At 65.8% G+C, this 21,759-nt stretch carries 16 protein-coding genes and 1 tRNA gene; 5 read left to right on the top strand and 12 right to left on the bottom strand.

Annotated elements, in window-relative coordinates:
- Both NAV27_RS14140 and NAV27_RS14135 read left to right on the top strand, forming a co-directional pair.
- On the top strand, positions 1 to 1,004 hold a 1,004-nt coding region (locus NAV27_RS14140), incomplete at its 5' end, for a phage replication initiation factor (RefSeq protein WP_256055305.1).
- Positions 1,004 to 2,026, top strand: coding sequence for a phage integrase (locus NAV27_RS14135; RefSeq protein WP_102829182.1), 1,023 nt, complete (start codon positions 1,004 to 1,006; stop codon positions 2,024 to 2,026). The genes NAV27_RS14140 and NAV27_RS14135, both read left to right, overlap by 1 nt.
- Positions 2,027 to 2,059: 33 nt before the next feature.
- Here the strand turns inward: NAV27_RS14135 and NAV27_RS14130 are convergent, their stop codons facing one another.
- The 9 genes from NAV27_RS14130 to NAV27_RS14090 form a co-directional block, all read right to left on the bottom strand.
- A complete protein-coding gene (locus NAV27_RS14130) occupies positions 2,060 to 2,173 on the bottom strand; it encodes a YHYH domain-containing protein (protein ID WP_232249193.1) in 114 nt (37 codons plus the stop codon).
- A 195-nt stretch (positions 2,174 to 2,368) separates the two neighbouring features.
- Positions 2,369 to 2,464: transfer RNA gene (locus NAV27_RS14125), tRNA-Sec, on the bottom strand.
- 46 nt (positions 2,465 to 2,510) lie between these two features.
- The gene (gene selB, locus NAV27_RS14120) at positions 2,511 to 4,427 is read right to left on the bottom strand and encodes a selenocysteine-specific translation elongation factor (protein ID WP_102829180.1); all 1,917 of its coding nucleotides are present in this window, start codon (positions 4,425 to 4,427) and stop codon (positions 2,511 to 2,513) included.
- Positions 4,424 to 5,833: an L-seryl-tRNA(Sec) selenium transferase gene (gene selA, locus NAV27_RS14115; RefSeq protein ID WP_102829179.1), complete on the bottom strand. Its 1,410-nt coding sequence runs from the start codon at positions 5,831 to 5,833 to the stop codon at positions 4,424 to 4,426. The genes selB and selA overlap by 4 nt, the downstream gene beginning before the upstream one ends.
- Complete coding sequence (fdhE, locus tag NAV27_RS14110; protein WP_102829178.1) at positions 5,830 to 6,747, bottom strand: formate dehydrogenase accessory protein FdhE; 918 nt, start codon at positions 6,745 to 6,747, stop codon at positions 5,830 to 5,832. The genes selA and fdhE overlap by 4 nt, the downstream gene beginning before the upstream one ends.
- Before the next feature lie 122 nt (positions 6,748 to 6,869).
- The gene (locus tag NAV27_RS14105; protein WP_008567270.1) at positions 6,870 to 7,490 is read right to left on the bottom strand and encodes a formate dehydrogenase subunit gamma; all 621 of its coding nucleotides are present in this window, start codon (positions 7,488 to 7,490) and stop codon (positions 6,870 to 6,872) included.
- 63 nt (positions 7,491 to 7,553) lie between these two features.
- Positions 7,554 to 8,489, bottom strand: coding sequence for a formate dehydrogenase subunit beta (gene fdxH, locus NAV27_RS14100; protein ID WP_043298744.1), 936 nt, complete (start codon positions 8,487 to 8,489; stop codon positions 7,554 to 7,556).
- Positions 8,489 to 11,563, bottom strand: a complete 3,075-nt coding sequence (fdnG, locus tag NAV27_RS14095) for a formate dehydrogenase-N subunit alpha (protein ID WP_146029398.1) — start codon at positions 11,561 to 11,563, stop codon at positions 8,489 to 8,491. Before fdnG ends, fdxH begins: the two co-directional genes overlap by 1 nt.
- A gap of 176 nt (positions 11,564 to 11,739) precedes the next feature.
- The gene (locus tag NAV27_RS14090; protein ID WP_102829176.1) at positions 11,740 to 12,576 is read right to left on the bottom strand and encodes an AraC family transcriptional regulator; all 837 of its coding nucleotides are present in this window, start codon (positions 12,574 to 12,576) and stop codon (positions 11,740 to 11,742) included.
- 118 nt (positions 12,577 to 12,694) lie between these two features.
- On the opposite strand from NAV27_RS14090, the gene NAV27_RS14085 reads away from it, so the two are divergent.
- Entirely contained in the window at positions 12,695 to 13,123 is a 429-nt protein-coding gene (locus NAV27_RS14085) for an organic hydroperoxide resistance protein (RefSeq protein WP_102829175.1), read from the top strand.
- 38 nt (positions 13,124 to 13,161) lie between these two features.
- Positions 13,162 to 14,112, top strand: a complete 951-nt coding sequence (locus tag NAV27_RS14080; RefSeq protein ID WP_102829174.1) for an alpha/beta fold hydrolase — start codon at positions 13,162 to 13,164, stop codon at positions 14,110 to 14,112.
- Positions 14,113 to 14,282: 170 nt separating this feature from the next.
- On the opposite strand, the gene NAV27_RS14075 is transcribed toward NAV27_RS14080, so the two are convergent.
- The 3 genes from NAV27_RS14075 to uvrD all read right to left on the bottom strand — a co-directional run bounded on the left by NAV27_RS14075 (position 14,283) and on the right by uvrD (position 18,595).
- Positions 14,283 to 15,122, bottom strand: coding sequence for a Tim44 domain-containing protein (locus NAV27_RS14075; RefSeq protein ID WP_102829173.1), 840 nt, complete (start codon positions 15,120 to 15,122; stop codon positions 14,283 to 14,285).
- 150 nt (positions 15,123 to 15,272) lie between these two features.
- Positions 15,273 to 16,367, bottom strand: coding sequence for a TRAP transporter substrate-binding protein (locus tag NAV27_RS14070; protein ID WP_102829172.1), 1,095 nt, complete (start codon positions 16,365 to 16,367; stop codon positions 15,273 to 15,275).
- Positions 16,368 to 16,405: 38 nt separating this feature from the next.
- Positions 16,406 to 18,595, bottom strand: a complete 2,190-nt coding sequence (gene uvrD, locus NAV27_RS14065; RefSeq protein ID WP_102829171.1) for a DNA helicase II — start codon at positions 18,593 to 18,595, stop codon at positions 16,406 to 16,408.
- A gap of 242 nt (positions 18,596 to 18,837) precedes the next feature.
- On the opposite strand from uvrD, the gene NAV27_RS14060 reads away from it, so the two are divergent.
- On the top strand, positions 18,838 to 21,699 hold the full coding sequence (locus NAV27_RS14060) for a putative bifunctional diguanylate cyclase/phosphodiesterase (RefSeq protein WP_102829170.1): 2,862 nt from the start codon (positions 18,838 to 18,840) through the stop codon (positions 21,697 to 21,699).
- The last annotated feature ends 60 nt before the right edge of the window (positions 21,700 to 21,759 follow it).

Below are 21,759 nucleotides of genomic sequence, written 5' to 3'. Positions count from 1 at the left end.
AAAACGCCGATCTCGGGTTCGTCCTGCTGATCAAAAACTTCAACGCCAAGCTGGAGCAGATCGGCCCGCATCTGAAAATCGAGGTGTCACCGCACGCCATCGACGCGCTGTCGCCTGAGCGCCTGCAGGATCGCATGGACTACTACGCTGCAGCCGTGATGACGCACCGCGAGCGCAACCAGTGTGCCGTCCATCTGGCGTTGGATCTGCAGGGCTGGAAACCGCCAGTGGATCTGGTCGCACGCCTGCATTGCCGGGCCAGAACACATCGGGATATCTCGGGCATCAATCAGGTGGAGTGGGCGACGAAGTCCAGCGTCTACGGTCGCGGGGAAACGTCCATGTTCGGCTCCGCTGGTGGCGTCCAGCTCTGCATCTACAACAAGACCGAACAGGCCCGCGCAACGGACAAGCTCGACTACTGGGAAAGCGTCTGGCGTCGCCGGGATTCGTTCGATGCCAAGGACCCGGAGAACTACAACCCGGCCCAGGAAGTGTGGCGCGTCGAGCTGCGCTATCACCACTCGATCATCCAGCAGTTCGCCAGCGGCTCGGTAGACGTAAAGACCGGCCAAGCCATCGATACGGACTCCTTTGCCGCCTTCTCGGCACACCTCGACGGCCTGTGGCGCTATGGCCTGAGCCAGTTCAAGCTGCTCGCCCGGCCCGGCTACTTCGATCCGATCTGGACGCTGATGCGCGACGATGCGCGGGTCGATCTGCCGGTCGATTCCCTGGTCGATGAAACCGAGTACAAGCGCTACTACAAGACCTCTCGAGGCTTCTCGGGGAAGAACGTGGAGCTGTTCCTGGGAAACTTCGTAAGCCTGCTGGCACGGGAGCGAGTGGGCGCTAAGAAAGCATTCGAGACCTTGAAGCAATGGGACTGCTGGCCGGTGATTCGCGATCACTATGCCGCCAAGGATATGAGCGAGCGCGACCTCTACAAGCACATCAAGGATCTGCTGCAAGAACGGCACGTGAGGTGGGGCAGGGCGATCTAATGGCGATCCAGCAAACGGACGATGGCCGCTGGAAAGTCGATGTAGAGCCGATCAAGGGCAAGCGCTTCCGCAAGACGTTCAAGACCAAGGGCGAGGCCCAGCGGTTCGAAGCGACGTGTCGCGCGAAGGTGATCGACAAACCAGACTGGACGCCCAAGCCCAGGGACCGACGCAGGCTGCTGGAACTGATTGGACGCTGGCGGCTGCTGCACGGCCATGCGCTGAGCGACATTCACCGCACGGAGCTGGTACTGAACCGCATGGCCCGCGAAATGGGCAATCCGGTAGCCAGCCAACTGACCGGCGCGACCTATACGGCCTACCGGGCGGCTCGTCTCGCCTCGGGCACAAGCGGTAAGACGGTGAACAACCAGCTCGGCTACCTGTGCTCGGTGTTCAACGTGCTCCGCCAGCTCGGCGAGATCGACTATGAAAACCCGTTGGCCTCGGTAAAGCCGCTCAAGCTCCAGGAACGCGAACTGACGTACCTGAGCGACGCGCATATCGACCAGTTGTTTCGAGCGATCCAGGATCATTGCCGGACGCCGCATACCTATATGGTTGCAACGATCTGCCTTGCCACTGGCTGCCGCTGGGGAGAGGCGCAAGCGCTCCGACCGGAACGGGTGCGAGACGGACACGTGCTGTTCGTGAATACCAAGGGCAAGCGCCGACGCTCCGTGCCGATCGATCAGGCATTGCATGACCGCATCCACCAGCACTTCCAGGAACACGGCCTGTTCACCAACTGCCGCGACAGTTTCGACTATGCCGTCAACATGTCAGGACTCAAGCTCCCGGCCGGGCAGAAAAGCCACGTGCTGCGGCACACCTTCGCCTCTCATTTCATGATGAACGGCGGCAACATCCTCACGCTGCAAAAGGTCCTGGGCCACGCCTCGCTGAACATGACGATGCGTTACGCGCACCTGGCGCCGGACTATCTCAAGGACGTGATTACCCTCGGCCCGATTCGAGGTTTTCGCCACTTCTACGCTGCACAAACTTGCGACAGAACGTAGAACCTCGCCGTGGCGGGGCGAATGTACGGCCGTTTAGTGGCAGTGGTAGTCGCCGGTTTTGTGGTTGCGATGGCAACCTTTCGAGTCCGTGCCGCCGCTGTGCGCGAGGGCTGAGACCGAAGTTATTGCGATCAAAGCGGCAATCATTACGGCGGAAATCTGTTTCATTCGAACTTCCTTCTTGGTTGCACGATGGAGTGATGTCGTAATGACATCATAGGCATCATGCTGCCGATAACAAACGGAAGTCTTGGGTTTTCGACACTTCTTCGACACCCAAGCCGAAGCCGCTCCGGTCGAGTAGCTGGAGGCCGCGTCATTCGGGGCTTTCAGAGGGGAAATTGGCGGAAGGCAGTGGGAGTCGAACCCACCCGGGAACGGCTGCCGCCCCCAACCGGGTTTGAAGCCCGGCCGCAGCACCGGCTGCGATTGCCTTCCTTGAGAAGGGTCATGCTGACCGATAGGTCAGCGAACGGCTGCCAGACTACCCGAGCGGTGCGTCTGTCGCCAAGGCGTTATCGTGGCGGATCTTGCGTTCGTTGCCGAAGCGGCGGGTGAAGCCGATGCGGTCGAAGTGTTCGAGCAGCTGGATGCTGCGTTTGCGTCCGAGTTGGATCTGGTCGCGGAAGGCGGCGGCGCGGATTACGCCGCTTTGCGCTTCGAGCTGCAGCGCATGCCCGGCGAGCTGGCGAATGGTGGGCTCGGGGTAGAACAGGTCCTTGACCACCTGTTGCAGTAGGCCGAGGCGGGCGAGCTTGCGCAGCAGCTGGCGCGTTTGCATTTCTTCGGCGCCAAGCGTGCTGGCGAGGTCGCGGACCCAGGGCGGGTCGAACCGGCCGGCTTCCAGCAGCGGCCAGAGTCGCGCCTTCAGCGCTTCTTCCTGTGCCGTCAAGCGGACCTGGTGGTCGGGGCGATGCAGCCAGGGGCCGCTGCTGGCGATCTCGCCAGCGGCCAGGGCCTGCTCGAGCAGGGCGATGAATACCGGTCGCTCCAGCTGCGGCAGCGCGAAACGGCGCAGGCGGTCGCGGTCCGGTCCGAGCTCGTCGGGTTGCTCCTCGTGAAAGCGCTGCAGGGCGGCGAGCAGCTGCGTGCCGAGGGTTTGCCAGCGTTGTTGATCGAACAGTCGCGGCCCCTGGCGCGTGGCGATCTGCACCGCGCTGGCCGGCAGCTGCCAGCCGTCGCGTGGGCGGTTGAACTGACGCTCCAGAGCCTGCGGTTCGAGGCCGTTGTGCGCTTCGGCCAGCAGGCCGGGCAGCGCCTGTTCCAGCGAGGCGGCATCGAGTGCGCGCAGTTGCGCCAGACGTGCCTCGCGCCGGCGGTTGCGTGGCGGCGCGAACGGGTCGAGCACCCGGCCGCCGCCGAGGGTGCGCTGGGCGGACTGGTCACGCAGCACGATGCGGTCGCCGTGCACGGCATGGATCGGTGCGTTGAGCAGCAGCTGGGCGAACATCCATGCGCCGGGCGCAAGGCTTTCGCCTTCGAGCAGGGCGATGCGTGCGGTGACGTCCTGCGCGCCGAGGTGGGCATGCACCGGGGTCCAGTGCTTGAGTTCGTGGGTCTCGCCGGGCAGCAGCTGGAACTGGATATCGATGCGCTGGGTCGGCGCATGCAGCAGCGGTTGCAGCAGCCAGTCGCCGCGATGTATCTGTTCGACCGCCAGCCGCTCGCCGGCCAGGTTCAGGGCCACGCGCTGGCCGGCGTGGGCCTGCCCGGCTTCGCGGTTTTGCGCATGCAGGCCGCGCACGCGCACGCTGCGGCCGCTCGGGCTGAGTTGCAGTTCATCGCCGACCTGCACGCGCCCGGCGAAGGCGGTGCCGGTGACCACTACGCCGGTGCCGCTGACGCTGAAGGCGCGATCGATGGCGAGACGGAAATGTCCGTCGGTGCCACGCGCCTCGGCGCGGGCGGCCTCAGCGACCAGCGCCTGGCGCAGGGCGTCGACCCCATCGCCACTGACGCTGGAAACTGGGAAGACCGGCGCGCCAGCCAGCGGCCCGCTGGCCAGCAGGTCATCGATCTGCCGGCGTACCGTGGCGATGCGTTCGGGCTCGACACGGTCGATCTTGGTCAGCGCGACCAGCGCGCGACGAATGCCGAGCAGTTCGACGATGGCCAGGTGCTCGCGGGTCTGCGGCATCACGCCGTCATCGGCGGCGACCACCAGCAGCAGGCAGTCGACGCCGCTGGCGCCGGCGAGCATGTTGTGGATGAAGCGCTCGTGGCCGGGTACGTCGATGAAGCCGGTCAGCGTGCCTTCACCGAGGTCGGCATAGGCATAGCCGAGGTCGATGGTGATGCCGCGCTCGCGTTCCTCACGGCGGCGGTCGCCCTGCTGGCCGGTCAGGGCCTTGAGCAGCGCGGTCTTGCCATGGTCGATATGGCCGGCGGTACCGACGATCAAATCGCCAGCTCCTCTTGCAGGTGCGCCAGTTGCTGGAGAAACGCCGGCTCGTCGTCGAGCTGGCGCAGGTCGAGCCAGAGCGCGTCGTCGTCGATGCGTCCGAGCACCGGAATCGGCAGGCAGCGCAGGGCTTCTTCCAGCTGGCGCAGGCTGCGGCCGCGCAGGCGCTTGGGTTGCTGCGGGCGGATACACAGCGCGGCGCTGGGCAGGCGTGCCACCGGCTGCGCGCCGCTGCCGATCATGCCGAGTGCGTCGGTTACCGCGACCTGCCAGGTTTCGCCGAGCACGGCGGCCAGCGCCGGGGCGATGCGTTCGGTCTGGACGCGAATCTCGGCCTGCGGTCGGCTGAGCAGGCGCAGGCTGGTGAGGCGCTCGGCCAGGCGGTCGGGGTCGCGATAGAGGTTGAGCACCGCTTCCAGCGCGGCGAGGGTCAGCTTGTCGACGCGCAGGGCGCGCTTGAGCGGGTTCTTCTTGATCTTATGGATCAGCGCCTTGCTGCCGACAATCAGCCCGGCCTGCGGGCCGCCGAGCAGCTTGTCGCCGCTGAAGGTAACGATGTCGGCACCGTCGCGCAGCGCTTCCTGCACCGTTGGTTCTTTCGGCAGGCCCCAGCGCGAGAGGTCGACCAGGCTGCCGCTGCCCAGGTCTTCCAGTAGCGGCAGATCGTGAGCGTGGGCGATGTCGGCCAGCGCGCGGGTGGCGACGCTGGCGGTGAAGCCCTGCACGCTGTAGTTGCTGGTGTGCACGCGCATCAGCAGGCCCGAGCGCGGGGTGATCGCCGCTTCGTAATCCTTGGCGTGGGTGCGGTTGGTGGTGCCGACTTCGACCAGCTTCACGCCGGCGCGCGCCATGATGTCGGGGATGCGGAAGGCGCCGCCGATCTCGATCAGCTCGCCGCGGGAGATGATGCCTTCCTTGCGCGCGCCCAGGCTGTTGAGCGCCAGCAGCACGGCGGCGGCGTTGTTGTTGACTACGGTGACGGCCTCGGCGCCGGTCAGCTCGCGGATCAAGCCTTCGATCAGGTCATCGCGATCACCGCGCTTGCCGGTCGACAGGTCAAATTCCAGGTTGAGCGGATAGCGCGCGGCGAGGGTGATCGCCTCGATGGCCTCGTCCGGTAGCAGCGCGCGGCCGAGGTTGGTGTGCAGTACGGTGCCGGTGAGGTTGAACACGCGGCGCACGCGGCTGCGGTGCTGGCTGGCCAGGCGTTCACCGGCGCGCCCGGCGAGCACTGCCTCGGACAGCTCCAGCGCGGCGAGCTGGCCGTTGCGGGCCGGCTCGCGCAGCTCGTCGAGCAGGTCGCGCAGGGTGTTGAGCAGCGCCTGACGGCCATAGCGCTGCTGCAGCGGCTGGCAGGCCGGAGCGCGCAGCAGCCGGTCGACCGAAGGCAGGTGCGCGCTGCTCATCCTTCGCCGCCCGGCGCCAGCAGCAGGTTGGGCGCCATGCGCTGGAAGCCCTGCTCGGCCAGCAACATGTCGAGATCCAGCGTGGCGAGATCGGCCGACAGCGTCTCGGCATCCGCCGCCAGCTCCAGATAGAGCTGTTTCAGATAGCCGTGGCAGGACGGGCAGACCTCGGCCTTGACGCCGTGCGGCGAACCCTCGAAATGCAGGTAGTCGAGCTTCTTGGTGCTGCGGCAGTGGCTGCACTTCAGGCGCACGTAGTGCCACTCGCTGGAGCACAGCGAGCAGACCAGGTAGCGCAAGCCGTTGAGCTGGCCACGGTGGCGGATCACGCCGGCCATCGGCAGTGCGCCACAGCAGGGGCAATGCGTCTGATCTTCGCGCTCGCGCACGGCGGTCGAATCGAGCGACAGCGCCTGATGAGTCCAGGCGACCTGCAGCGCGGCACCGAGGAACGGCACCAGTGCCGCCGGCAGGCTGTCGTACTGGCCGCTGATCAGCGCCACGGCCCAGGCCTTGCGCTGGCCGGCATCGGCATCGCGCAGCTGTTCCAGCGCGGCGGCAACGGCCGGATTGTCCGGCGTGCCGAACGCATCGAGCCAGGCGTCGAGCATCGTAAGCCAGGCATCCTCGCGGACCAGGGTGTCAGCCGCCAGCGGTGGCAGGCCGTGCGTCAGGCATTCACGGGTGCGGTGGGCATCCAGCGCCGGCAGTGTGGGAGGGTTGTCGAGCACCTGCTGCTGCGCGCGGCAGACGTCGGCCAGCAGTCGCAGGTAATCGCCCAGCGGATGGTCGACGGCCAGTTTATCCAGGCGCTCGGCACGCAGGATGAACAGCTCGCGTGGCGGCAGGTTGAGGAAAGGGGGTTTGCTGGCAGCGGCTTCGATCTGCCCGGGTTCGAGAATGGTGCCTGCCACGCAGGACTCCTTTTCTTATGGCGTTGCGGGACAGCATAGCCCGTGACGGGTTGCTGCATGCGTTAAGCGCACTGCGGCCGCCGACGCTATTCGCCGGCGGCCGCAGCGGTGCGGCGGGGGCCTTACTTGCGCTCGTTGATCTCGCGATACCAAGCCCGATGGTGCTTGCGCGCCCAGGCACGGCTGACCGTGCCGTAGAGCATGGCGCCCATCGAGCCCTTCAGCCAGATCGCGGCGTAGATGTGCACGATGATGCTGACGATCAGCACGAACGCGGCTGCGGCGTGCAGCAGGCTCGCCCAGCGCAGCGTGACGATGCCGAACGCGCCGGCGAAGTACTCCCGCCAGATGACGATGCCGCTAAGCAGCAGCACCAGCATGCAGACGATCAGCGTCCAGAACAGCAGCTTCTGCCCGGCGTTGTAGCGCCCCACTTCGGGCAGCCGGTCTTCGCGGTTGTTCACCACATCGCCGATCTGCCGCAACCACTGGCGATCGCGCGGCTCGATGCGGTTGTGCCCGGCAAAGCGCAGCGCCAGCACCAGGAACAGCACGAACATCGCCACGCCGATGAACGGATGCAGGATGCGCGTCCAGGTGCCGCCGCCGAACAGCCCGGAAAGGCCGAACAGCGCCGGATGGAACAGCGCCAGCCCCGACAGTGCGGCGAGCACGAAGAGGATGGCGACGGCCCAGTGATTGGATCGCTGGGACGGTGTGTAGCGTTCGATTTGGTTATTCATAGCTGGCTCCTTGAGCATTCGGCAGCCCCGGGAAAGACGGCCCTGCGTACAGGGCCGCATTCGTCAGGGACGAGGCTCCTTCGGATCGACCACATGCACCGTCGGATCGACCTTGTGCACGACCGGTTCGCTGAGTTCGCCCTCGGAGTCCTCCTCGACGCGCACCGGACCGACACGCGTGTAATGGAAGAATCCGGCCAGCACCGCCGCGCCCATGCCGAGCAAGGCCAGCGGCTTGGTGATGCCTTTCCACAGGCTGACCAGCGGACTGATGGTCGGCTCGTTGGGCAGGGCGCTGTACAACGACGGCTGGTCGGCGTGGTGCAGCACGTACATCACGTGCGTACCGCCCACGCCGTCCGGGTCGTACAGGCCGGCCTGGTCGAAGCCGCGCTCCTTCAGGTCGGCGATGCGCCCGGCGGCATGTTCCTTCATGTCCTCCTTGCTGCCGAAGACGATGGCGCCGGTCGGACAGGTCTTCACGCAGGCCGGCTCCAGCCCGACCGAAACCCGGTCGGAGCACAGCGTGCACTTGTAGGCCTTCTTGTCCTTCTCGGAGATGCGCGGGATGTTGAATGGACAGCCAGTGATGCAGTAGCCGCAGCCGATGCACTTGTCCTGGTTGAAGTCGACGATGCCGTTGGCGTACTGCACGATCGCGCCGGGACTCGGGCATGCCTTGAGGCAGCCCGGCTCGGCACAGTGCATGCAGCCATCCTTGCGGATCAGCCATTCGAGGTTGCCGCTGTCCGGGTTCTCGTACTCGGCGAACTTCATCACCGTCCAGGATTCGGCGGTGAGGTCGATCGGGTTGTCGTAGGTCCCGGCGCTGGTGCCGACCTCATCACGCAGGTCGTTCCACTCCGAACAGGCAACCTGGCAGGCCTTGCAGCCGATGCACTTGGAGGTGTCGATCAGCTTGGCCACTTCGCCGATCTCGCGGATCGACGGCCGCTCGGTGGTCGTGGCGGAGCGGGCAATCACGTCTTGAGTAGCCATTATGCCTTCTCCACGTTGACCAGGAACGACTTGAACTCCGGCGTCTGGGTGTTCGCGTCACCGACGAACGGCGTGAGCGTATTGGTCAGGTAGCCGTTGCGCGCCAGCCCGGCGAAGCCCCAGTGCAGCGGGATGCCGATGTGGTGCACGGTCTTGCCGTCCACGGTCAGCGGCTTGATGCGCTTGGTCACCACCGCAACCGCCTTGATGTAGCCGCGGTTGGACGACACCTTGACCCGCTCGCCGGCGGCGATGCCCAGTTCCTTGGCCAGCACTTCGCCAATCTCGACGAACTGCTCGGGCTGGGTGATCGCATTGAGTCGGCAATGCTTGGTCCAGAAGTGGAAGTGCTCGGTCAGACGATAGGTGGTCGCGGCATAGGGGAATTCCTCCGCGGTGCCGAACAGCTCCATGTCGTTCTTGAACACCCGCGCGGCCGGGTTGCTGATGGCCTGCGCATTGTCCGGGTGCATGGGGTTGCGCCCGATCGGTGTTTCGAACGGCTCGTAGTGCTCGGGGAATGGCCCCTCGTTCATCTTGTCCACGGCGAACAGTCGTGCCACGCCTTCCGGGTTCATGATGAACGGGTTCATGCCGGCTTCCGGCGGCGAGTCGACCTTGAAGTCGGGCACGTCGGTGCCGCCCCAGCTCTTGCCGTTCCACCACACCAGGCGCTTCTTCTCCGGATCCCACGGCTTGCCGGAAACGTCGGCCGAGGCGCGGTTGTAGAGGATGCGCCGGTTGGCCGGCCACGCCCAGGCCCAGCCGAGGGTCTGGCCCATGCCATACGGGTCGGCATTGTCGCGGCGGGCCATCTGGTTGCCGGCCTGGGTCCAGGCGCCGCACCAGATCCAGCAGCCGCTGGCGGTCGAGCCGTCGGCGCGCAGCTGACCGAAACCGGCCAGTTGTTCGCCGGCCTTGGCCAGCACCGCGCCGGTCGCCGGATCGGTCACGTCGGCCAGCGCCTTGCCGCTGAACTCGCGGGCGATTTCCTCGCTGCTCGGCTCGTCGGGGCGCAGATATGGCCAGTCGATGTTGAGCAGCGGCTCGGCGTAGGCGCCGCCTTCCTTGCGATACATCTCGCGCAGACGATGGAACAGGCCGCCCATGATCATCACGTCGGTTCTGGCCTGTGCCGGCGGCTCGGCCGCTTTCCAGTGCCATTGCAGCCAGCGCCCGCTGTTGACCAGCGAGCCGTCTTCCTCGGCGAAGCAGGTGGTCGGCAGACGGAATACCGTGGTCTGGATGCTGGCGGTGTCGACGTCGTTGAACTCGCCGGCATTGCGCCAGAATTCGCTGGTCTCGGTGACCAGCGGGTCCATGATCACAAGGAACTTCAGCTTGGCCAGCGCCGCGCTGACCTTCGCCTTGTTGGGGAACGAGGCGATCGGGTTGAAGCCCTGGCAGAAGTAACCGTTGACCTGGCCCTGGTACATCATGTCGAAGTACTTGAGCACGTCGTAGCCGGGGATATCCAGCTTCGGCAGCCAGTCGTAGCCCCAGTTGTTCTCGGCCGTGGCGTTGTCGCCGTACCAGGACTTCATCAGGCTGACGTGGAACTTCTCGTAGTTCTGCCAGTACGACAGCTGGCCGGGGCGGATCGGCTTGGCGGTGCGCTTGGTGATGTACGCCGCGTAGTCCTGCTCCGCGTCCTGGGGCAGGGTGAGGTAGCCCGGCAGCAGGTTGGACAGCAGACCGAGGTCGGTCAGGCCCTGGATGTTGGAGTGACCGCGCAGGGCGTTCATGCCGCCGCCCGGCATGCCGATGTTGCCCAGCAGCAGCTGCACCATCGCACCGGTACGAATCATCTGCGAGCCGATCGAGTGCTGGGTCCAGCCCAGGGCGTACATGATGGTCATCGCCTTGCCGGGGGCGGATGTCTCGGCAATGGTTTCCCAGACCTTCAGCATCTTGTCCTGCGGCGTGCCGCAGATGTTGCTGACCACGTCCGGCGTATAACGGCTGTAGTGCTGCTTGAGCAGCTGGAAGACGCAACGCGGGTGCTGCAGCGTCGGATCGACCTTGGCGAAGCCCTGTTCGTCCAGCTCGTAGCCCCAGGACGATTTGTCCGGGTAGCTGCGCTTGTCAGCGTCATAGCCGTTGAACAGACCGTTCTCGAAGCCGAAGCCTTCTTTGACGATGAACGAGACGTCCGTGTAGTTGCGCACATACTCGTGCTGGATCTTGTCGTTCTCCAGCAGGTAGTTGATCAGGCCGCCGAGGAAGGCGATGTCGGTACCGGTGCGGATCGGCGCATAGAGGTCGGCCACCGAGGCCGAACGAGTGAAGCGCGGATCGACCACGACCAGCCGGGCCTTGTTGTGGGCCTTCGCTTCGGTCACCCATTTGAACCCGCACGGATGCGCTTCGGCGGCATTGCCGCCCATGATCAGGACCAGGTCCGCATTCTTGATGTCGGACCAGTGGTTGGTCATGGCGCCACGGCCAAACGTCGGGGCAAGACTTGCCACCGTCGGGCCGTGTCAGACACGTGCTTGGTTGTCGAATGCCAGAATGCCGAGTGAGCGAACTACCTTGTGGGTGATGTAGCCGGCCTCGTTGGACGATGCCGAGGCGGCGAGGAATCCGGTGGTCAGCCAGCGGTTGACGGTCTGGCCTTTGTCGTTGCGTTCGACGAAGTTGGCGTCGCGATCTTCCTTCACCAGCTTGGCGATGCGGTCGAGGGCTTCGTCCCACTCGATGCGCTTCCACTCATTGCTGCCGGCTTCGCGTACTTCCGGGTATTGCAGGCGGTTCGGGCTGTGGACGAAGTCCAGCAGGCCGGCGCCTTTCGGGCAGAGCGTGCCGCGGTTGACCGGATGGTCGGCGTCGCCCTCGATGTGGATGATGTTCTGGGAGACGTTCTTGCCGCCGCTGCCCTGGCTGTACATGATCAGGCCGCAGCCGACCGAGCAGTAGGGGCAGGTGTTACGGGTTTCCCGAGTGTTGGTCAGCTTGAAATGCCGAATCGACTCGGCATAAGCCGTCGGCGGCGCCATCCCCAACGCCGCCATGCTCGACGCCCCAAGGCCTACACCGCAGACCTTGAAGAACTGTCGACGATTCATATCCATCGTGGTTCTCCTTTTATCAGGCTGGAACGCCGATGCATTGCCAGCGTCTGTTAAGCATCTTAGCCAAACTTACAAAAAATGGGGGTTAATGCAGCGTTTCGTTGTGCGACTTGGGCAACGGGCGCGCTGCTCGCCGTGTCCCCGGCGATGAATGGATAACCTCCGGGCCTGGGTGTTCAGCTCTCGTCCGCTTCGGCGAGCTGCTTTTTCCACCCCCGCGGCGAGAGCCCGGTTTGCGCTCTGAACGCGCGGGAGAGCGCGGCTTCGCTGCCGTAGCCAACCTCGGTGGCGATCATTTTCAGAGGGCGTCCGCGGCGCAGGGCTTTCTGTGTCAGCCGCACGCGCCAGCCCTGCAGATACTGTCCCGGCGTGACACCGACCGTCTCGCGGAAGGTTGTGGCGAACACGCTGCGCGACATCCCGGCCACACCGGCAAGCTCTTCAAGCGTCCATGCCTTCGCTGGCGTCTCATGCATCGCCACCAGTGCATTGCGCAGGCGGGGATGCGCCAGCCCGGTCAGCAGCCCGCCGTTCACTTCGCCGCTTTCCATCAACTGGCGCAGGACCTGAATCATCACCACCTCGAGCAGGCGCTCGACCAGCGCGACCCGGCCGCAGCGCTGCTCGAAGGCTTCCTCGAACAGCAGCGAAAGCACCGGCTCGGCGCCCCATACCTGGTCCAGCGGCAGGCAGACCAGATCGGCCAGCGCCGAGGCAATCGGGTTACTGGTGCCGCCCTCGAACGCCAGGTTCGCGCAGACCATGTCCACCTCACAGCCGGGCGCGGTGATGAAACGGTGGGTCAGCGGCCGCGGGAACAACAGCAGGCTCGGTTGCGTGACGTGCAGCGTCTCCCGGCCGTAGCGGACCTCCACCTCGCCACGGCGCACCAGGTGCAGCTGGCCGTGTGCGCCATCGCTCTGCAGCGTGTTGATGCCGCACAGCGGCCCGGTGTTGAACACCTGGGCGCGCATCGGGAAGTGCGTCATCAGCGCGGCTAGCCGATCAGCCATCTTCGTATTCCTGATCAAGTTTTACAGACTTTATGCCGCCAATAGTTTTTTGTGGTGAGCAGAATAGCGCTCACCGGGCAACAACGCCCTGGCCAACCCGCAAACAGGAACCGAAGCCATGTCCATCGAGAAGATCCTCTATACCGCTACTGCCACCGCTACCGGCGGCCGCGAAGGCCGCGCCACTTCGTCCGATCAGGCGCTCGACGTACAGCTGTCAACGCCGCGTGAGCTGGGCGGCGAGGGCGGCCCCGGGACTAACCCGGAGCAGCTGTTCGCCGCCGGTTACTCGGCCTGCTTTCTCGGCGCGCTGAAGTTCGTTGCCGGCAAGCAGAAGGTCAGCCTGCCGGTCGACACCCGCGTCACCGGCAAGGTCGGCATCGGCCAGATTCCCACCGGCTTCGGCATCGAGGTCGAGCTGACCATCAGCGCGCCCGGCATTGCCCGTGACGTGCTGCAGACCCTGGTCGAGCAGGCTCACGTGGTCTGCCCCTACTCCAACGCTACCCGCGGAAATATCGATGTGTCGCTGATCATCGCCGACTGAGCCTGACCGACCACCCTTTCGAACCGGAGACCCATGCCATGAACCTCATCACCCGCACCTTCGCCACCAGTCTGCTGGCCCTCGCGCTGCAACCTGCCTTTGCGGCCCAGGCCGCACAACCGGCGAAGCCCGCCGACACCGCCGTCGCCGCGCAGACCGCCAGCACCATTACCACCGCCGATGGCGTGCAGCTCTACTACAAGGACTGGGGGCCGAAGGACGGCCCGGTGGTCACCTTCAGCCACGGCTGGCCACTCAGCTCGGATAGCTGGGAGTCGCAGATGCTGTTTCTTGCCTCGCAGGGCTATCGCGTGGTCGCCCATGACCGCCGCGGTCATGGACGTTCCAGCCAGCCGTGGGAAGGCAACGACATGGACCACTATGCCGACGACCTGGCCGCGGTGATCGAAGCGCTGGACCTGAAGGACGTCACCTTGGTGGGCTTCTCCACCGGTGGCGGCGAGGTGGCGCGCTACATCGGCCGTCACGGCACCGGGCGGGTGAAGAAGGCCGTGCTGGTCAGCGCCGTGCCGCCGATGATGCTGAAGACGGCGGATAACCCGGGTGGGGTGCCGCTGGAAGTCTTCGACGGCATCCGCAAGGCCTCGCTGGAGAATCGTGCGCAGCTGTACCTCGACCTCGCCTCTGGCCCGTTCTATGGCTTCAACCGTCCGGGCGCCAAGGTGTCCCAGGGGCTGATCGACAACTGGCGGGCGCAGGGCATGCAGGCCGGGCACAAGAACACCTACGACTCCATCGCTGCCTTCTCGGCCACGGACTTCCGCGGCGACCTGAAGAGGTTCGACGTGCCGACGCTGGTGATCCACGGCGACGATGACCAGATCGTCCCGCTGGAGAGCTCCGGCAAGGCGTCCGCCGCGCTGATCAAGGACGCGCAGCTGATCGTCTATCCCGGCGCGCCGCATGGCCTGACCGATACCCACAAGGAACGCTTCAACCAGGACCTGCTGAACTTCCTCCGGAAATAATCGGAATGTGTCGTTGCGCCGGCCGCGGTTCGCTCCGCGGCCGGTTTTTTGTGCTGCTGCAAAAAGTGGTCGTGCCGATGGCAAGGCAGAAACGAAAAACCCCGCCAGAGGGCGGGGTCGTTCGTGGCCTGTCCGGAGGCAGGCCGGTGTGGATTCCGGAAGGGTGCCGATCAGGCGTTCTGGCGGATACCAGCCACCAGCCAGGGCTGGTTTTCACCCTGGGCACGTTCCATGCGCCAGCTTTCGCTGAACGCTTCGCCCTGGTCGAAACGCGAGGTCTTGGCGACGCCGCTGAAGGTCAAAGTCGCGGTGGTCTTCTCGGCATCGTCGTCGACACCGTCGAGCTGGATCTGCAGATCGTCGATGTAGGTCGATTGATAGGCATCACCGATCTCGGCGCGCTCCTGCTTGAGGAAGCCCAGCAGCTGCGGGGTGACGAACTCGGCGATCTTGTCCATCTCGTTGGCATCCCAGTGCTGCTGCAGCGCCAGGAAGTGCTCGCGGGCCGCGGTGACGAAGTTCTGCTCGTTGAACCAGGCCGGCGCGTTGATTACCGGCGCAGCGGCAGCCGGAGCCGCACTGCCACCGAAGATCGAGGCCGGCTGCTGCGGCATCTCGCGCTGCATCGGCGCATGACCGGCCATGGCCGGCTGCTGCTGGCGGCGACGGGCGGCGAGGAAGCGGAACAGCAGGAACGCGATCACGCCGAAGATCAGGATATCCATGAACTGGATGCCCTCGAAACCGTCGCCCATGAACATCGAGGCAAGCAGGCCGCCGGCGGCGAGACCGGCCAGCGGGCCGAGCCAGCGCGAAGCACCGCTGGGTGCCGCGGCGGTCTTGCCGGCCTGGGTCGGCGCCGCCTGGGTCTGCTGGGGCGCCTGGCGCGTCTGGTGGCTGGGCGCCGAGCCGAAGCTCTTGCCGCCGCCGAAGCGCTTGGCCGCCGTGGCGTCGAGCGCGAAGGTCAGGCTGATACACAGCGCCATGAAAATGCTAAGCACACGTTGCATTGAGTGTTCCCGCTATGAAATGAGGAGGTACGCGCGCCATCCTGCCGAGCCGGGCAGGTGTTGGCGAGGGGCAGAATGTTACCGGCTTTTGCGTGCGGCGGTTCGTCGCGCCGTGCCGCGCCGCAGGTGCGGCCGGCCGGCGGGGCTGGCTCAGCGCCAGTCGTAGAGTTCCTTTTCGGAAATCGCGTGCATCGCTTCGGCCTGCGCCTGGAAGGCTTTCATCGAGGCCCAGATGCGGCCGTTCAGCTCGCTCTGCGCCGCCAGCTCGCCGAGCACCTGCTCGGACTCGTTGCGCATGGCTTGCAGCACCTCGTCCGGGAAGCGCTTGAGCACCACGCCCTGCTGCTTGAGCTGATCGAGCGCCAGAGCGTTGTGATAGGTGTAGTCGTCGAGCATGTCGCGGCTGGCGGCACGGGTCGCTTCGGTAAGGATCGCCTGCAGGTCCGCTGGCAGCTCGTCGAAGGCCTTCTGGTTGACCAGCAGCTCCAGCACCGCCTGCGGCTCCTGCCAGCCGGGGTAATAGTAGTAGCGCGCCGCCTTGTGCAGGCCGAAGGCCAGGTCGTTGTAGGGGCTGACCCAGTCGGTGGCGTCGATCGCGCCGGTCTGCAGCGCGGTGAACACCTCGCCGCCGGGCAGGTTGACGCTGGTCGCGCCGAGGCGCGTGAGGACTTCGCCACCGAGGCCCGGCATGCGGATCTTCAGGCCGCGCAGGTCGTCCAGCGCGTTAATTTCCTTGTTGAACCAGCCGCCCATCTGCATGCCGCTGTTGCCAACCACCATCGGCAGCACGCCGAACGGTGCGTAGGCTTCTTCCCAGAGCGCCTGTCCACCACCCTTGCTGAGCCAGGCGTTCATTTCGATGGCGGAAAGGCCGAACGGCACCGAGGTGAAGAACTGCGCCGTCGGCACCTTGCCTTTCCAGTAGTAGGAGGCGCCGTGACCCAGCGCGGCGGTGCCCCGCGAGACGGCGTCGAAGACTTCCAGCGCCGGCACCAGCTCGCCGGCGGCATAGACCTTGATGGTCAGGCGGCCGCCGCTCATGGTGGTGACGCGTTCGGCCAGGCGCTCGGCCGAGGTGCCCAGGCCGGGGTAGTTCTTCGGCCAGGCGGTGACCATCTTCCACTGATAGGTCTTGGCCGGTTCGCTGGTGGACTGGCCCGTGGCCGGCGCCTGCTCGTCCTTGCAGCCGGTAAGGAACAGGCCGGCGAGCAGGGCGACGGCACCGAACAGATGGCGGCGTTTCATGGGGTGTGGAGGTCCTTGGTTCTGGTAGAAATCTGGGCTCAGAGCGCTTCGAGCTTGGCGTAGCTGAGCATCAGCCACTTGCTGCCTTCATCCTCGAAATTCACCTGCACCCGCGCCTGGGCGCCGGAGCCTTCGAAGTTGAGGATGGTGCCCTCGCCGAACAGTGCATGGCGCACGCGCTGACCGAGGTTGAACGGAGTGTCCGGTACACCGGCACCGTCGAACAGCGAGCCGCCGCCCATGCTCTTGCCGCTGAACGAGCGCGTCACGGTGTTGCTCAGGCGCACTTCCTGAATCAGCGCCGGCGGGATCTCGCGGACGAAGCGCGAGATCTTGTTGTAGGTCTCGCTGCCGTATAGCCGACGGGTCTCGGCGTAGGTGATGACCAGCTGCTGCATGGCGCGGGTGATGCCGACATAGGCCAGGCGGCGTTCCTCTTCCAGACGACCGGCTTCTTCCAGGCTCATCTTGTGCGGGAACAGCCCTTCCTCCATGCCGACCAGGAACACCAGCGGGAACTCCAGCCCCTTGGCGCTGTGCAGCGTCATCAGCTGCACGCTGTCCTCGTGCTCGCCGGCCTGCTGTTCGCCGGCTTCCAGCGAGGCGTGGTCGAGGAAGGCGGCCAGCGGCGACTGCAGGTCGTCCTCTTCCTCGCTGTAGTTGTCGAAGGCACGCGCGGCGGAGACCAGTTCCTCGAGGTTTTCCACCCGCGCCTGGGCCTTCTCGCCCTTTTCGTCACGGTGATAGGCGAGCAACCCGGACTGTTCGATGACCAGCTGCGCCATGCTGTGCAGCTGCATGCCCTCGACCTTCAGCGCGAGGGTGTCGATCAGTTCGACGAAGCCGTTCAGCGCGCTGGCGGCGCGGCCGGAGACGAGCTTGGTGCCGACCGCCTGGTGCAGCGCCGCCCACAGCGAGATCTCCTCCTGGCGCGCCAGTTGGCGCAGGGTCTCGACGGTCTTCTCGCCGATGCCGCGCGCCGGCAGGTTGATCACCCGTTCCAGCGCCGCGTCGTTGTGACGGGTCTGGATCAGGCGCAGGTAGGCCATGGCGTTCTTGATCTCGGCGCGCTCGAAGAAGCGCTGGCCGCCGTAGATGCGGTAGGGAATCTTCTCGCGCAGCAGCGCCTCTTCCAGCACCCGTGACTGTGCGTTGGAACGGTAGAGTATGGCAATTTCGCTGCGACTCAGACCGTCGCGGATGGCCTTCTCGATGCTCTCGACCACGTAGCGCGCTTCGTCGTGCTCGTTGAAGGCGGCGTACAGGCTGATCGGCTCGCCTTCGCAGCCCTCGGTCCACAGCTCTTTGCCCAGGCGGCCCTGGTTGTTGGCGATCAGTGCGTTGGCGGCCTTGAGGATGCAGGCGGTGGAGCGGTAGTTCTGCTCCAGACGGATGGTCTCGGCGTCGGGGAAATCCTGACTGAACTGCTGCAGATTCTCGATCCGCGCGCCGCGCCAGCCGTAGATCGACTGGTCATCGTCGCCCACCACCATCAGGCTCTCGCCGCCGCGGGCCAAGAGGCGCAGCCAGGCGTACTGCACGGCGTTGGTATCCTGGAATTCGTCCACCAGCACGTGGCGGAAACGCCGCTGGTAGTGCTCCAGCAGGCCCGGATGATTGCGCCACAGGTCGAGGGCACGCAGCAGCAGCTCGGAGAAGTCGATCACCCCGGCGCGGACGCAGGCCTGCTCGTAGGCTTCGTAGATCTTCAGCTGGGTGGCGAGGAACAGGTCGCCGCCGGCCTGGATGTTCTGCGGGCGCAGGCCTTCGTCCTTCTGCGCGTTGATCCACCACTGCGCCTGGCGTGCCGGCCAGCGCTGCTCGTCCAGGCCCAGCTCGCGGATCACCCGCTTGACCAGCCGTTGCTGATCGTCGGAGTCGAGAATCTGGAAGTTCTGCTGCAGGTTCGCTTCCTGCCAGTGGGCGCGCAGCAGGCGGTGCGCCAGGCCGTGGAAGGTGCCGACCCATAGGCCCTGCGGGTTGACGTGCAGCAGCTGCTCGATGCGCTGGCGCATCTCCGCGGCGGCCTTGTTGGTGAAGGTCACCGAGAGGATCGAGTGCAGCGAGGCGCGTTCGACCTGGTGCAGCCAGGCGATACGGTGCACCAGGACGCGGGTCTTGCCCGAGCCGGCGCCGGCCAGCACCAGTTGACGCCCCAGCGGCGCGGCCACGGCCTGGCGCTGGGCATCGTTGAGGGAATTCAGGAGGAGAGAGAGATCGTCATGCATCGCGGCATTCTATGGGAAATGCCCGCGCTGCGCTCGCCCGGCGGTCCTGGCCGGCAGTCGGGCATCGAGCGGAGGCCCCGCTTCGCGCTAATGGCTGATTGACAGTCTTACCGTCGGTCAGCCAGCGTTCCGATCGTCATAAATTTGCCAATTCGGATAGGTCTTCGCGATAGCAACGTGCCATTATCGGTCGCTTCCAACCGCCGTCGACCACTTCGGGGATCATTACAAGAACAACAGCCATGACCGATTCCGCTCGCGCCCTTGACGCCTTCTCTGCCAGCGATGTCACCAGCGCTGACCTCAGACTGCCCGTTCGCCACGAGGGCGTCGAACGCACTCGCTTGCTGTATCGCGGCTCGCGCATTCCCGCGCTGCTCTCGCTGGTCGCCAGCGTGGCGTGCGTGCTGCTGCTGTGGCCCGAACGGGGCGGTATCGAGTTGGGCGCCTGGTTCATCTGGATGGTCGTGCTCGGCCTGCTGTGGCTGCGGCACGTCAACGCCTTCAGCCAGGCCACCGGCAGCGAGCAGGCGGCGCCGTCGTGGTATCGCTGCTTCCTGCTCGGCAGCGCGGCTTCGGCGCTCAGCCTGGGTTATGCGATGGTCGCGCTGGTACCACCGGCCGACTTTCTCCAGCAGGCGCTGCTCTACGGCCTGATCGGTTCGGTGGTGGTGGTCGCCAGCGTCGCCTACGGCGTCAGCCTGCCGGCCTTTCTTAGTTTCGCCGTGCCCTGCCTGCTGCCCGCCGGGCTGTACATGCTCACCACCGCGGATCCGCAGCAACAGGGTTGGGGTCTGCTGGCGCTGATCGTGCTGGCGACCCTCAGCCTGATCGCCTGGCAGATCAGCCGGATCGTCGGCGACGGTCTGGCGCAGCGTCTGCACAAACTTGTGCTGATCGAGCGACTGGGCAGCGCGGCACGCCGTGCCGAGCAGCTGAACGCCGAACTGGCGCGCGAAGTGGAACAGCGCCGCGCCGCCGAGCGGCAGCTACGGCGTGCCTACGACGGCCTGGAGCTGCGCGTCGCCGAGCGCACCGCCGAGCTCGCCCGGGTGGCCGACGAACTGCGGCAGAGCGAAGCGCGCCTGAGCCTGGCGCTGGAAGCCAGCGAGCTGGGCCTGTGGGACTGGGACCTGGCGCAGGGCAAGGTGCATTACTCGCGCCTGGAGGTGTCCTTCGAGCTGGATGCCCGCCAGCGGCCGGACGCCGAGGGGCGACCGCTGCCTGATCTGCACCCGGACGATCTGCCCGGCGTGCGCGCCAAGCTGATCGCGCACCTCAAGGGCGAGGCCGAGCTGTACGCCGTCGAATATCGCGCGCTGCGCGCCGATGGCAGCCACCTGTGGGTCGAGGATCGCGGGCGGGTAATCAGTCGTGACGCCGACGGACGTGCGCTACGCATGCTCGGCACGCGTCGCGATGTCAGCGATCTGCGTCGCCAGGCCGAACAGCAGCGACTGGCGGCCACGGTATTCGAGGCGGCAGGCGAGGGCATGGTGATCATGGATTCGCGCTTCCGCATCCTGGCGATCAACGATGCCTGCTGCGCGCTGTCCGGCTTCAGCCGCGAGGAGTTGCTCGGGCGCAGTGCCGCACGGCTGGCCGGTTCGGCGGAATCGCAACGGCGCTACGCGGCGATGCGCGAGGCCCTGCAGCGCGACGGCAGCTGGCAGGGCGAACTGCTGGAGGTGCGCAAGAACGGTGAGGTCTACCCGCAGTGGCTCCAGCTGCGCGAGGTGCGCGATGCGCTGGGCGGTATCTCTCATGTGGTCGGTTTCCTTTCCGACCTGACCGTGCGCCGCCAGGCCGAAGAGCGCCTGCGCTACCTGATGCATTACGACAACCTGACCGGGCTGGCCAACCGCAGCCTGCTCAAGGAGCGCCTGCACGCCGCCTGTCTGCGTGCGCAGCAGAGCGGTCGCACGTTGGCGGTGCTGTACATCGATCTGGATCGCTTCAAGAACCTCAACGAAAGCCTCGGCCACGAGGCGGCGGATCGCCTGCTCGGCGAGATGTCGCGGCGCATCAGTCAGACCCTGGCCGAGGCCGATACCATCGCCCGGCTCTCCGGTGACGAATTCGTCGTGCTGCTGGAAGGCTACGGCAGCCTGTCGAGCCTCGCCCATCTGGGCAGCCGCCTGCTGACGCGGGTGCGCAAACCGGTGACGGTCGCGGGAGAGGAGCTGGTGATCAGCGCTTCCATCGGCGTCAGCCTGATGCCGGACAACAGCCGCGATGCCGTGACGCTGCTGCGCCAGGCCAGCCGTGCGATGCAGCAGGCCAAGCATCTGGGCGGCAACACGCTGCAGTTCTTCACCGAGCGCGCGCAGCGAGCGACCATCGATTACCTGCAGATGGAGAATCAACTGCGCAAGGCGCTGGTAGAAGGGCAGCTGGAGGTGTTCTATCAGCCGCGACTGACCCTGCTCGACGATCGTCTGGAAGCCGCCGAGGCGCTGGTGCGCTGGCGCCATCCGCAGCAGGGGCTGGTGGCGCCGGCGCAGTTCATCCCGCTGGCGGAGGAAACCGGGCTGATCATCCCGCTCGGCGAGTTCGTGCTGCGTGAGGCCTGCCGGCAGGCGCGCGAATGGCAGCGCTCTGGCCTGGCGGACATTCGCATCTCGGTCAACCTGTCCGTCAAGCAGCTGCGCCAGGGTAACTTCGTCAGTCTGGTACGGCAGGTGCTGGAAGAAACTGGGCTGCCGGCGTCGATGCTGGAGCTGGAGCTGACCGAAAGCCAGCTGCTCGACGATATCGACAACGCCATCAACATCAGCCGGCAGCTGCGTGCGCTGGGCATCAAGTTGGCGATCGACGATTTCGGCACCGGCTATTCCTCGCTCAGCTACCTCAAGCGCTTCCCGGTGGATTACGTGAAGATCGACCGCACCTTTATATGCGAGCTGGAGCATTCGGCCGAGGACGCGGCGATCGTCCGCGCAATCATCGCGATGGCGCACAACCTGGAACTGCAGGTGGTGGCCGAGGGCGTGGAAACCCAGGCACAGATGGATTTTCTCAAGGACCAGCGCTGCGACGAAATCCAGGGCTACCTCGTGAGTCGCCCGGTGCCTGCCGTCCAACTCGCCGAGCTGCTGGGGTAGCCGCGGCGTACGAACTTTGCGCGGCAAGAAGCGTGATTCCGGTCATGCGGTCGTCCCGCC

The sequence above is a fragment of the Stutzerimonas degradans genome (genome assembly GCF_024448505.1).
GTDB classification, from domain to species: domain Bacteria; phylum Pseudomonadota; class Gammaproteobacteria; order Pseudomonadales; family Pseudomonadaceae; genus Stutzerimonas; species Stutzerimonas degradans.
The sequence above is the reverse complement of the archived record's forward strand: the minus strand, read 5'-3'. Positions and strand labels throughout refer to the sequence as shown.

What these genes read in the sequence shown, in the direction of transcription:
- NAV27_RS14135 (WP_102829182.1), top strand. Translation starts at nt 1,004, where the DNA reads ATGGCGATCCAGCAAACGGACGATGGCCGCTGGAAAGTCGATGTAGAG.
- NAV27_RS14130 (WP_232249193.1), bottom strand. Translation starts at nt 2,173, where the DNA reads ATGATTGCCGCTTTGATCGCAATAACTTCGGTCTCAGCCCTCGCGCAC.
- selA (WP_102829179.1), bottom strand. Translation starts at nt 5,833, where the DNA reads ATGAGCAGCGCGCACCTGCCTTCGGTCGACCGGCTGCTGCGCGCTCCG.
- NAV27_RS14105 (WP_008567270.1), bottom strand. Translation starts at nt 7,490, where the DNA reads ATGAATAACCAAATCGAACGCTACACACCGTCCCAGCGATCCAATCAC.
- fdxH (WP_043298744.1), bottom strand. Translation starts at nt 8,489, where the DNA reads ATGGCTACTCAAGACGTGATTGCCCGCTCCGCCACGACCACCGAGCGG.
- NAV27_RS14090 (WP_102829176.1), bottom strand. Translation starts at nt 12,576, where the DNA reads ATGGCTGATCGGCTAGCCGCGCTGATGACGCACTTCCCGATGCGCGCC.
- NAV27_RS14085 (WP_102829175.1), top strand. Translation starts at nt 12,695, where the DNA reads ATGTCCATCGAGAAGATCCTCTATACCGCTACTGCCACCGCTACCGGC.
- NAV27_RS14080 (WP_102829174.1), top strand. Translation starts at nt 13,162, where the DNA reads ATGAACCTCATCACCCGCACCTTCGCCACCAGTCTGCTGGCCCTCGCG.
- NAV27_RS14075 (WP_102829173.1), bottom strand. Translation starts at nt 15,122, where the DNA reads ATGCAACGTGTGCTTAGCATTTTCATGGCGCTGTGTATCAGCCTGACC.
- NAV27_RS14070 (WP_102829172.1), bottom strand. Translation starts at nt 16,367, where the DNA reads ATGAAACGCCGCCATCTGTTCGGTGCCGTCGCCCTGCTCGCCGGCCTG.
- uvrD (WP_102829171.1), bottom strand. Translation starts at nt 18,595, where the DNA reads ATGCATGACGATCTCTCTCTCCTCCTGAATTCCCTCAACGATGCCCAG.
- NAV27_RS14060 (WP_102829170.1), top strand. Translation starts at nt 18,838, where the DNA reads ATGACCGATTCCGCTCGCGCCCTTGACGCCTTCTCTGCCAGCGATGTC.